This is a genomic window from Thermoplasmata archaeon (assembly GCA_015063285.1).
Lineage (GTDB): Archaea > Thermoplasmatota > Thermoplasmata > Methanomassiliicoccales > Methanomethylophilaceae > Methanoprimaticola.
On record SUST01000001.1, the window covers coordinates 121,414 to 132,483 of the forward strand.

Below are 11,070 nucleotides of genomic sequence, written 5' to 3' on the forward strand. Positions count from 1 at the left end.
AGGTCTCCATCATTGCGAGGATTACTACCTTGCCGCTGTAGCTCAGTAGGTAGAGCGTGTGACTGTTAATCACAAGGTCCTCGGTTCAAATCCGTGCGGCGGCGCCATTTTTTTTCACTTTTTTCTAAATAAATCTCTTCCTGGCACTTATTTCTTTATAAAGAGCAATCCAACAGACCTTACTGTCATAAAAAATGGAAAAAATTTTGGAAAAAAACAGAAAAAAATGTGAGATAATCCGAGCTATCAATTCAAGGTAAAAACACATCATTATTCTCATGAACGAAACGTCTTATGAACCTGAGTTCGCCACATAAGGTAATATGATGCGAGCTCAGTTTTTATGACAATCCAACTCTCTTTTATTTATACGAGTACGACCTGGATTTAACAGTGATATGATGATCGCCGATTCTGGGATAAAAACGTTCAAAGGAAAGGTGTCTACATACGTTAGATCCCTCGCATGCTTAATGCTTACACTTGCCGCCGTATCTGGATTGTTGATCGTTTCTGAGGATGCTGACGCTAATGTATCTGAATGGGATCATCACAGTACATGGGGATCGAATGACTGCATCATAGAACTTACTGGTCATATAAAATCGATTGATGGTATTAATCACTGGTCCAACACCACTCTGACTGTCAGTGGTACTGGTCCAATGGCAGACTACCCGGCAACCCAGTATTCCTATTACACTACTGCACCTTGGATTGATGCAGCGGGTTATAACAGTACGTGCAATACCGTGGAGAAGGTTGTCATTATGGAAGGGGTCACTCATGTCGGGGCCTTATCCTTCCAGGGCTTATACAATCTTAATGAAGTAGTTTTGCCACATTCGCTCATCAGTATAGGGGACGGCGCTTTCGAAAAGTGTGGGAATCTGAAGGAAGTTATTACAAGAGATAATCTTGAATGGATCGGAAGCGACGCTTTCTCAGAGTGCAAAAGGCTTTCGCACGTCTATCTGGGCGAATCCGTGAATACTATTGGGAGTGGCGCATTCAAATGGTGTCCTCTCAAAGAAATTAACTTGCCAAATTCTGTTAAGACGATTTCGGGGGCGTTCCGCTTCTCCGGTATAGAGAGTGTTCAGCTGCCTGCAGATCTCAAGAGTATCGGTAAAGACGCCTTCAGTTATTGCAGTAATCTTAAATCGATCAAGATTCCCGAAACGATCGAGTATATAGGGGATGGCGCATTCAAACATTGCACCAGTCTTACTGCCGTAGTAATTCCTGATTCCGTCAAAGAGATTGGATATGGCGCATTCGAAAGCTGTGGGCTTCTGAGTACTGTAGAATTGCCCGACTCGATCGAAGTCATCAAATGGGACATGTTCAGCAACAGCGGTCTGCAATCCATACGCATACCGGATTCCGTGAAGATAATCGAAAGTAGTGCTTTCTCGAATTGCAAGCAGTTAACAGATGTAATGATGGGTGGATCAGTAGAAGAGATAGGTTTCTTCGCGTTCCAAGGGTGCGATAAGCTGGATGGCATCATATTCCCTGAATCACTGAAAAGGATGGGTGAAGCAACCTCTGGGTTCCAATTGCTGAAGAATTTCTATCTTCCAGCTGGTCTCGAGATCATAGATCCCACATATCGTCTTTTCAAGTGGTACGATCTCGACGGGAATCTGGTAGAGCCCACAGTGGAAAACCTAAGAGGGCATTTGTGGGAATCAGATGGTAAGCTGTTCGGCACCGCACATATGGTCACAGCTGGAGAATCGGATTCTGACAGTACCCCGTCCGATCAGATCCCTGAGAAGCTGAGTCCGTTACAGGATTATTTACGCCGCTCGGTAAGCAGACTCATCGATTGGGCAACGAGCGAGATCCCGGGACTGCTCGACATCGGAGTAACCATCTATCTGATGATCAAAACCTCTTGGTCACCTCATTTCGAATCGTGACAGGAGTATGAATATGATGGAATCAGTATCTGGAGCCTAAAGTGCCTTGTACCGCTTGTTTCAAGTGGATAACTCGTGAGAGGTCTCACACCAGTATCTCTGTGAGTCCTCTCACGAACTGTCCGCTGAGGCATGTCCGTGTAAATGTCCTAGTAAATGGCCGGGTAAATCGCGTTACGGCCCGAATCTCTCTGCTGTTTATTTTTAAAACCTGAGCTCGCATCATATTGCCTTATGTGGCGAACTCAGGTTATGAACAATAATGAACACTAAGGAAGACCGTTGACCGACCATTACTTCTTCAATCATGCGATCGGTGGGCAAGGCTATGCTCATTCCTCGAATTCTTCGATCCTGCGCACTATGCTCATCTTGTCCTTGGTGGACTTGTTGTTCACATAGTTGACGAGATTCGATCCCGTGAGCATGACGCTAGAAGGTCCGGAACGTACGTAGAACTCCTCGACCTTACCGTCCTTCAAGAACACGGGTTTCTTACATCTGGCACAGTCTACACGGATGATCGCTTTCCCCTCGTCCATGTCGATGACCCTGAAAGAGATGTAGGGGAAGAACTCATCCCCGATCTTCGAGGAGATCATATGGGTGAAATGCAGGTTCATCTTGTCCCTGCTGTCGAACTCCTTCTCGTCCACCCCGTAGATGGAGCCGTCGTCGGAGACCCCGATCATCAGGATTCCGCCGGTGGTGTTGAGGAACGCCACGATCGTCTTGAGGACGGCCTTCTCCATCCTCTTGTCGTTCTCCCCCGTCTGTATGTTGGTGGTGATCGTCGATTTGAACTCCAGTTTCTCGGATTCGCCCGAGGCGATGATGGCCAGGGCCTCCTCCTTGGCGCGCTCGTTGGAATATGAACCGCCCGTATAGGCCTCCATGCTCTTGTTGAGGCCGCTGTTGATGATGAACCTGTCAACCCCCAGCTCGCTGAGGAACATGGTGATGAGGGCCCCGACTATCGAGTAGATGACGTAGGTGGTTATTATCCAAATCTCGAATTCGGTGTTCTGCTGGAAATGGTAGTAGGTTATCTGCGCCACGAACATGAGCAGCTGGACGGTCATGGCGATGCCGAAGGCCGCCATGTAGACGAAACTCTTGTTGTCCTGCTCCTTCTCCGGAGAGGAGTGCATCATCGTGTACACCACGACCTGTCCCATGAGCATCAGACAGACTCCCGTCAGGATGCTTGAGAAAATACTGATAAAAGCATGGGCGTCCCTGAACTGGTTGGATATGACCACAACAAGGAGCGTGAACACCATCAGCATTATCAGGAGAGGAGGCACATGTGCTACCTTGCGGTCGGTTATGATCGCTATCAGCAGCATGATCGCAATCGGGACGGACAGAAGAAGTTGGTCGATCCTGCCTGCGAGGAGCTCGCTGACGATGATGAGTATGTCTAGGGCGAGGAAGGAAACGTAAAGGACCAGCGTCCTGGTCGGAATCCTGTTCTCTCCGCTGGAATGGCTCCAATCCATGATACCCTTAACCGCTCGGGCATATATAGGGACATGTTCTGAACCGATATTCGATAATTTATTATGTATAATCTGTTTAACCGCACTTGTGGGCTCTTAGCTTAGTCAGGTAGAGCGCTCGGCTCATAACCGAGTGGTCACTGGTTCGAACCCGGTAGGGCCCACCTCATTCTATAAAAAGTGCTCGTGTACAGTTTTTCGGCACTTGCATATATGACAGGATATGGCTTACTCAGTCTGATTGACCGTTATGCTTCAATTTAATCTTCTGATTGGATTCGTCGATGGTTATCACAAAAACATCGAAGAACCCTTTCCTTCCTATCAACGTGGGTACCATATGGGGCGGTATCATCAACGAACAAAACTCTGACGGGAACATTGATGCTATAGCTCTCATGACCCTTACTGATCTCCAACGTCACTTTGCTGATAATGGTATCAGCTGAACCGGTCACACCATATGATTTGGTCCTTTCGCCATTGAGGTCCAGACCGAGAAGTTTAGCCCATCTGAAATCCAAAGCAGACATATCTGCTCCGCTGTCAATCAACGAGAGTATGTCGTACTTCAAACTGCCATTGGAGAACAAATGGGGATTGCAGGGCGCTTGCAAGTAGTGCCATCCGGATTGGCTGTCTCCGAGTATCTGAAAACCATAGACATGGTATCACAGGAGCATGCAATCGGCTGGAAGGACCTGTGCGATGAAAGGTACCTTAGTAGGCCCGCATGCCTTCTTCGTAGCCTCTGCGACCTATTCTAGGCAAGGAGAATGAGCGATGATGAAGCCGTCACACATACCTACGAACTCCCCAGCATAGGGGCGCTTGTCCAGCTTCATGTAAGCATCATAAGATTTGCTCATAGTGATACGATATCATTCGTCTTACATAAAGGTGGCAGTCGTAAGTCAATATCGTATGAAGGGAGATTGTCAGAGAGTGCCTTGATAACTGTCATCGCACTGTTCCTCGTCATTTTCGTTTTATCATTAGAGTCGAGAAGGAATTACAATCACAGATCTGGACAGCCGATCAAGAGGACACTTTCCGCTTCCGGAATTCAGACCGATCCTTCATTGTCGCTTTGCTTGGTCTCCTCATCACCTTGGAGAGAATCCGCGACTATGAACTGCATGTAGAATCCGTCCTCGCCGTAGAATCTTGCAGTATCGCACGTTTCCAAGTCCCCGGAGTCCGTCGATATGCCTCTGAGCACGAGCCTGTGGGCATCGATGACCGCTCCGTCCCCGGCAGGGGACAGGTACATGAGAGTCCTTTCACCCTTCCTATCGAAGACTGCCTTGTATTCATTGGAATAGGCGGATTTCATGCGGAACTCGCATCCGTGATCCCATACACCACTGTCCCGGGAATCGGCGATCGTCCTCAGGTCAGAGCGGAGCATCGTGACCCCCACAGGGACCGCTGAATCCCTGATATCGCTAAATGAGTTCTTTATGTTGAAAAGCAGCGTCTCCGCCTTGATGCTGTCCGTCCTCAGTATCACCATGGCCAAGACCAAAATGAGTATGGACGGGATCGAATACGCGATGACCTCCAGAATGAATTCGAGTCCCGTATCGAAACGGATGGGTGTGATCATGTCGATCACTTTGAGGATAACCATGCCCAGCATACAGAAGAACATCACCGTGGTGCTGTTGGACACCCTCGAAGCGAACAGGGATAGGTTGATGATTAGGAAGACGCCGATGTACAGCTGCAGGGCCCCGTTCACGAAATTGTACACATCGTACTCCACGAGTCCCGCGTACTGCACCAGCATCATATAAGCCGAGAACAGCGACATTATGCACGCCATGACTCCCAAGACCAGCAGTATCCTTCTGAGAGACCTGTCCTTCATGAGGAACAGTGCAAGTGCTCCCAATATGCACAGAGCAGTCTGGAGATAATCCGAGATGGTATAGACCAGTTCCTCCGATATGTATAGGCTCCCGGTGATTATCCTCAAAAGGGTGTCCACTACTGCGGCGACGATCATCAGGATGATGGCCGCACGGTAGAAGAACACCTCATCCAGCTTCTTGTTCACTGTACCCCCTCCTCTACCCTGATGGAAGCACATACCCCCATGTCATCCAGGAGGTCGATCCTGCCGTCATGCTCCTCATAGCCGTTGGCCTTTATCCTGTAGCCGCTTACGAACGAATCCCTGATATCGTTAACGATTGAGATGTAAAGACACGGGTCGCCGTCCCATCTGTTCAGGACGACATCCCTGTCGCCGCGCTTCGTACGGAGGCTGATCGTCTCCTCCATCACGTTCCTTCCGCCTACGGCTTTAGTACTCCATCCAGAGGCGTTGAAGCCCTCCTTCAGCTTGCTGCAGTCATCCGCGCTTATCGATGCGTCGTTCCCTATGGAGAGACTATCTGCGGATACACCGGCGAACCCTTTGATGCGTCCCATCGGCCTGTTCCTGATCAATTCCTTCGAATACAGCACGAAGAGCAGGGCGATGTATAGCGGGATGTACGCCAGGGTGTCGCCTGTGACCTCGAGGATACTGGAAGGCTCTACTCTGGCGTACAGGATGAACAGCTCCAGAAGCAGGAATCCCAGGACTATGGCTGTGGTCGTGTACCTCATGAATGTCGGGTCCCTCGTCCTCACCGTCAGATGGTTGACTCCCGCCAGGACCAGATTCACTCCGACGATGATGAAGACCACGTTCGCATAGAATATCACATTGTTTAGGGTCATGAGGCCAGGCAGAGACCTGAGTATCCTGGAGGTTCCCAGCGTCACGGCATATACCCCGACGGCGTAGTAGTTTCCCCTCAGCCTTCCAAAGATTATGATACCGCCGCCTATGATGAGGGTTATCCTACTCAAAAACAGGAAAAATTTGTCCCCGAGGTAGACCAAAGCGCTCTCGGAACCTATCATGTTGACGATCAGGGAGATGATCAGGATGATACCGACGCATGCCATCACTACGCCCAATGCGCATCCAGCAATCCACTTCTTCGGTTCCTCTCTGAAACTCCTGTTGTCCATGTCCCTTCATCACCCAAAATCGACAGCCTGAATGTCAGGGCAGTTGTGAGATAGCGATGCATTCTATCCATTTAGTTATAATCTGATGCGTTATCAGAGGGAAGCCTTATAATCGTCCCCACTTTCGCCCCTTCTAGGCATCCGCGTAAAAATCGTAAGCTTCGGCGGAAACAGCGGATCCTGCCGAGGCCACAACATGCAAGAATTCAGATTACCTTGGAACGCAAGGGAAGGGATCATCTACGGATGCGTCATAGCGGCTCTTTCCTCACTTATCATAGGCGGATACAACGTCTACGACAATATGGGCTACACTTTGGATACCTTCGGGGATTTCGCAGCCAGATATATCGTGATCTGGCCGGTGATGTTCCTGGTCGCCTTCACCCTGGCGAACACCGTCGTGGGATGGGGTGCGAAGAAGATCGTCCACAGATATATCGGACCTGAGGACAGCTCGAACGCATATCTGTGCTTCAACCTGATCGCGTGTGTACTTCTGATGTCCGTCATACTGACCTTCCTTGGCGGACTTGTCGGAGAGACCATCGGATACCTCTTGGGAGGAACCCCTATCGATGTAATGGAGCTCATTGAGAACTGGCCCAGGATCTGGCCGAGGAACTTCTGCATTGCATTCTGGGTGGAGATGCTCATAGCCCAGCCCGCAGCACGTATGGTGATGGTCAGGATGCACAAGGCAAAGATGGGTGAAATAACTTCTTGAAAAAAGTCAGATTTCTATTATCTGGCACATTGCAAAAACTGGGTTCGGGAATCGTCTCCCGAACCCTTGAATTTTCAAAGGATCTTGTTGGATTCCAACCACTTGCGGATGCTCTTCCCGCTGTCCGCGACACGGCTTCCGTTGACAGAGAGGCCGTCGGCGACCGTTGAATCCGGACATGCCGCGGAGATGTCCTTCTCGCTGCGGCCCATGCCGCTCCCCTCGTTGGTGCACAGGGGCAGGATCCTCTTTCCCGAGAGGTTGTTGCCCTCGAGGAAGGTCAGTACTGCCATGGGGACTGTGCCCCAATAGTTGGGATAACCTAGTATGATCGTGTCGTAGGAGGACATGTCGTAAGGGAAATCTTTGATCTCTGGCCTGGCCTTGCTGTTCAGATCCTTCTTGGCCTCGTCGATACATTTGTCATATTCCTTGGAATACGGCTTCTTCATCTCGATCTTGAACATGTCCGGCATCGATCATGTCCGCGATCATCTTCATCGCTATCTCGGTGTTCCCCACATCGACATATCTGTAGCTCCCACCGAAGTAGTTCTCATCCGCTCTCGAGAAGAATGCAATCAGTGTCCTTGACATCATCATCACCTTGGTCCGTTCAAGTATATATTTGTTAGATTAAGAATGCAATGGAGCATGATTATGATATTTTTTATTATAATAACACAACTTAATTACAAAATATTTTTAAACTGTATTAGAGACTTATTGTCGATTATGTCTGAAGATTATCATAATAAAAGCGATTACAGCAGATTCAAGCCCATAGGATACCCTGTCAGACATAAGCGCAAAGTTCCTTTCCAACCCATGATCGCTCTGCCGCTCACCTATCGCAAAATAATCAAAGAAATCAGAAAAATGGATGCGACATTGGATAGCTTCGTTCTCGGATCGGATGACTATCTGGAGCTCGTCAAAGATGCATATGCGGATAACATCCATTGGACCACCAAGATAGAGGGCAGTCAACTATCATTAGAAGAAGTCAAGAAGATCACGAACAGATACACCAGCGGCGAAACAATGGAGGTGAACACCGGTCCGGTGCAAGAGATTCTCAACCACCTTTACTCGTTCTTCGCAAAGAATGCCATGAGCCTCCCGTGGGATCTGGATACCGTCAAAAGCACGCATTCCATCCTAATGAAGGGCGTGAACAAGGACGTCGTCCCGGGAATAATTAGAGACGAAGAGGTCAGTGTCATCGGTTCAGACGGAACCGAATTCTTCATCACCTGTCCGCCCAAGAACATCGAAGAGGAACTTGACTACTTGATAGATTGGCTGAACAATTCGCCTTTCGACGAGATAGTCACCGCCACGTTGTTCTTCCACGAATTCGAGAGCATACATCCGTTCAGAGACGGCAACGGAAGAACAGGGCGCACCCTTTTCCAGATACTGTTGCAGGAATTGGGTCTGAAGAACTGCAAACTATGCAAATTCGAAAAGGAGATGCTGTCAGACTCCGCCACATACTATGATCTGCTGGCCTACACTGACTCAACCGGGATATACTCTCAACTGGTCATGTATGTCGCAGAATCGCTGGAAAAAGCCTACAAGGAGGCCGTCACTGTATTCGCTGCCAAAGACCGCATTTCGGATCTGAATGAGAATGCCCGTACCATCGTGAAGACCGCCAAAGTGAAGGGTACGTTTACCTTTAACGAGGCGACCACATGGATCCCCGGTCTGGGCAGTCAGACACTTCGGAAGATTATGGATAATCTGGTCGAAATGGATCTAATCGAGAAGAACGGCAATACAAAGGGGATGACATACTCTTTCAAGGACCCTCTCCGCGATTTGAGGATAAAACTGGAGAATGAAAACCAGAGGCCCATTTTGGAATGAAAAAGGTCGAGAGATCATCCGATACTGTACATCCTGCGAAGATCCACCAGGTCGATTCCGTTATTCTCTGCATACATCCTCAGTTCCTCGGTGAACCCTGCACGCGAGAAAAGACAATACCTCCTGTTGTAGCACCCTTCCATCCTATCCGATGCTTCCACCAGCCTGTCCAGCTCCTTCATCCCGGTCTCCTCGTTGCCGAACCTGCATTCGCATACCAGATGGAACTCGTTGCCCCCGTCCCTGCAGTGCGCCACGATATCGACGATAGGATCCTTCTCCGGTTTCTTCTCCCACCAGGAGCCCATCTCCGTACATCTGTAATTATCGGCGACATACTGCCTGCACATTGTCTCGAAAGCGGATCCGTAGAAGTCTATGAGAGGGTGCAGCATCGCCTTGTATCCTACGTCCCTGTCGGGTTCGGTGACCGCCGTCATATTAGGAATAATAATATCATTATAGACACGGACCAGTCCGCTCGATATGCGGTAGATCTTCTCCTTCTTGTTCGCGCCGCACATCGGATTCAATTGGGATACGATACCGAGCGCCTCGAGGTTGCTCAGATTCTGATAGCATGCGGTCGTGGTCTGTCCGGTATAATCTGCGATCTCCCTACCGGTCGAATGACCTTCAGATATCGCCCTCAGTATCCTCATGTTGGTGTCGACGGGCTGCATATCCACGGAGATCATGCGCCTGACCTCTTCGAAGAGTGGTGTGCCCGACCCCATCAGGGAATTCTTGATGCAGTCCTCGATGTCGTTCCCCCACATCATCAAATGGTAGTACGGCATCCCACCTGCTATTGAGTAAACTCTCAGGAGATTCTGCTCTGAGAGATAAGGATGAAAAGCCCTGCATTCCCTGTAACGGAGAGGCTCAACGGAAAGCTTAACCTGGAAGCTACCGTACAACGGCGACGCCTTGTTCTCGAGGATGCTCCTCATGGTTTTACCTGAGGAACCGCAAACGACCAATAGCGCCTTCATCCCCTTTAACCCGGTGTCGATGAACTTCCGAAGGTACTCATCGGATGCCTTATCTGCAACGCAAAGTAGGGGGTAATCGTCGAGAATGATGACCAGACGATCTCCTCCGGCGAAGATGTTCATGATGCGTTCGAACACATCGGAAAGGCTCTTCGAACCGCTCCCCTCGGTCCCTGTGAAGGCGTCCAATGACCGGTCGAATGACCTCAATGACCCTTCCAACGAGCCTTCCACCGCCGTCAAAATGACGTGCGCCTTATCCCTGCAGAACTCGCGGACCAAAGCGGTCTTACCTACGCGACGTCTGCCCCAAACCATAACGGTCTTGGTCTCGGGATCGTTGAACGCCCTGTTCAGCTCCCTGATCTCCGCCCCTCTCCCGATAAGTCTGGCCATCGGTTGTGCATGGGGTCGTTTATAGATATAGTTTAGCATATAGAAGTTATAACTTTTACATTTAATTTATAGAAGTTAGAACTTTTATATCGAAAAACCCGAAAGGATTACTTATCGGAACAACATCCCTCCAGCATGGACAAGGCAAAGCTGTTCGAGTTCATCAACAGGGACATGGCCGACATGTTCGTCGCCGGCCTGATAAAGGACATGAGCAGCCGCCTCACGGACGAGGAGTTCAAGGAGTGCATGCGCAACGTGTTCGCGGAGATAGCGAAGCGCAGCTCCGATTATGAGTACGAGGTGGAGCGTGCGATCGAGAACACGAGGTTCGATATCGAGAGCGCCTACTACGATGACGAGGATGATGACGACCTCGTTCCTAGCGCAGGACCTAACCTCAAGAACAGATACGATTTCGTGAAGATCATGTTCGCCGCCGATCTGGACGAAGAGGCGATCGAGATCTGCAACGGGATTTCCGAAGGACTCCTGAAGGTATCTCAGAAAAAGAAATACGAGAGATACCAAGAGGACCTCACCAGGTTAAGACTGCAGATGCTTGACTGCATGGAAAAGAAGGAATACGCCAAGTGGTTCGAACACTGAGGATA

At 49.5% G+C, this 11,070-nt stretch carries 8 protein-coding genes, 2 tRNA genes and 1 pseudogene; 6 read left to right on the top strand and 5 right to left on the bottom strand.

Annotated features, from left to right (window positions below; all coding sequences use genetic code 11):
* Window positions 1-31: 31 nt before the first annotated feature.
* A tRNA-Asn gene (locus E7Z62_00645) sits at window positions 32-107 on the top strand.
* Window positions 108-398: 291 nt separating this feature from the next.
* Window positions 399-1,928, top strand: coding sequence for a leucine-rich repeat domain-containing protein (locus E7Z62_00650; protein ID MBE6521632.1), 1,530 nt, complete (start codon window positions 399-401; stop codon window positions 1,926-1,928).
* Window positions 1,929-2,260: 332 nt separating this feature from the next.
* On the opposite strand, the gene E7Z62_00655 is transcribed toward E7Z62_00650, so the two are convergent.
* Window positions 2,261-3,430 carry an ATP-binding protein gene (locus tag E7Z62_00655; protein ID MBE6521633.1) on the bottom strand — a complete coding sequence of 390 codons (1,170 nt, stop codon included), beginning with the start codon at window positions 3,428-3,430 and terminating at the stop codon, window positions 2,261-2,263.
* A 90-nt stretch (window positions 3,431-3,520) separates the two neighbouring features.
* Here E7Z62_00655 and E7Z62_00660 point away from each other — a divergent pair.
* Window positions 3,521-3,594, top strand: a tRNA-Met gene (locus tag E7Z62_00660).
* Between the two features lie 902 nt (window positions 3,595-4,496).
* On the opposite strand, the gene E7Z62_00665 is transcribed toward E7Z62_00660, so the two are convergent.
* Both E7Z62_00665 and E7Z62_00670 read right to left on the bottom strand, forming a co-directional pair.
* Window positions 4,497-5,492, bottom strand: a complete 996-nt coding sequence (locus tag E7Z62_00665) for a hypothetical protein (GenBank protein MBE6521634.1) — start codon at window positions 5,490-5,492, stop codon at window positions 4,497-4,499.
* Window positions 5,489-6,460, bottom strand: a complete 972-nt coding sequence (locus tag E7Z62_00670) for a hypothetical protein (GenBank protein ID MBE6521635.1) — start codon at window positions 6,458-6,460, stop codon at window positions 5,489-5,491. Before E7Z62_00670 ends, E7Z62_00665 begins: the two co-directional genes overlap by 4 nt.
* A gap of 196 nt (window positions 6,461-6,656) precedes the next feature.
* Between E7Z62_00670 and E7Z62_00675 the strand changes: the two genes are divergently transcribed.
* Window positions 6,657-7,187: a DUF2798 domain-containing protein gene (locus tag E7Z62_00675; GenBank protein MBE6521636.1), complete on the top strand. Its 531-nt coding sequence runs from the start codon at window positions 6,657-6,659 to the stop codon at window positions 7,185-7,187.
* A gap of 74 nt (window positions 7,188-7,261) precedes the next feature.
* On the opposite strand, the pseudogene E7Z62_00680 reads toward E7Z62_00675, so the two are convergent.
* Window positions 7,262-7,784 (bottom strand): annotated as a pseudogene (locus tag E7Z62_00680) (flavodoxin).
* A 45-nt stretch (window positions 7,785-7,829) separates the two neighbouring features.
* Between E7Z62_00680 and E7Z62_00685 the strand changes: the two are divergent.
* Entirely contained in the window at window positions 7,830-9,065 is a 1,236-nt protein-coding gene (locus E7Z62_00685) for a Fic family protein (GenBank protein ID MBE6521637.1), read from the top strand.
* 14 nt (window positions 9,066-9,079) lie between these two features.
* On the opposite strand, the gene E7Z62_00690 is transcribed toward E7Z62_00685, so the two are convergent.
* Window positions 9,080-10,495: a hypothetical protein gene (locus tag E7Z62_00690; protein MBE6521638.1), complete on the bottom strand. Its 1,416-nt coding sequence runs from the start codon at window positions 10,493-10,495 to the stop codon at window positions 9,080-9,082.
* A 96-nt stretch (window positions 10,496-10,591) separates the two neighbouring features.
* Here E7Z62_00690 and E7Z62_00695 point away from each other — a divergent pair, with 96 nt between their 5' ends.
* Window positions 10,592-11,065 carry a hypothetical protein gene (locus tag E7Z62_00695; GenBank protein ID MBE6521639.1) on the top strand — a complete coding sequence of 158 codons (474 nt, stop codon included), beginning with the start codon at window positions 10,592-10,594 and terminating at the stop codon, window positions 11,063-11,065.
* Window positions 11,066-11,070: the final 5 nt, after the last annotated feature.

Excerpts from the sequence above, each read along its gene's own strand:
- E7Z62_00650 (MBE6521632.1), top strand. The coding sequence starts at position 399 with ATGATGATCGCCGATTCTGGGATAAAAACGTTCAAAGGAAAGGTGTCT.
- E7Z62_00655 (MBE6521633.1), bottom strand. The coding sequence starts at position 3,430 with ATGGATTGGAGCCATTCCAGCGGAGAGAACAGGATTCCGACCAGGACG.
- E7Z62_00670 (MBE6521635.1), bottom strand. The coding sequence starts at position 6,460 with ATGGACAACAGGAGTTTCAGAGAGGAACCGAAGAAGTGGATTGCTGGA.
- E7Z62_00675 (MBE6521636.1), top strand. The coding sequence starts at position 6,657 with ATGCAAGAATTCAGATTACCTTGGAACGCAAGGGAAGGGATCATCTAC.
- E7Z62_00685 (MBE6521637.1), top strand. The coding sequence starts at position 7,830 with ATGCAATGGAGCATGATTATGATATTTTTTATTATAATAACACAACTT.
- E7Z62_00690 (MBE6521638.1), bottom strand. The coding sequence starts at position 10,495 with ATGCTAAACTATATCTATAAACGACCCCATGCACAACCGATGGCCAGA.
- E7Z62_00695 (MBE6521639.1), top strand. The coding sequence starts at position 10,592 with ATGGACAAGGCAAAGCTGTTCGAGTTCATCAACAGGGACATGGCCGAC.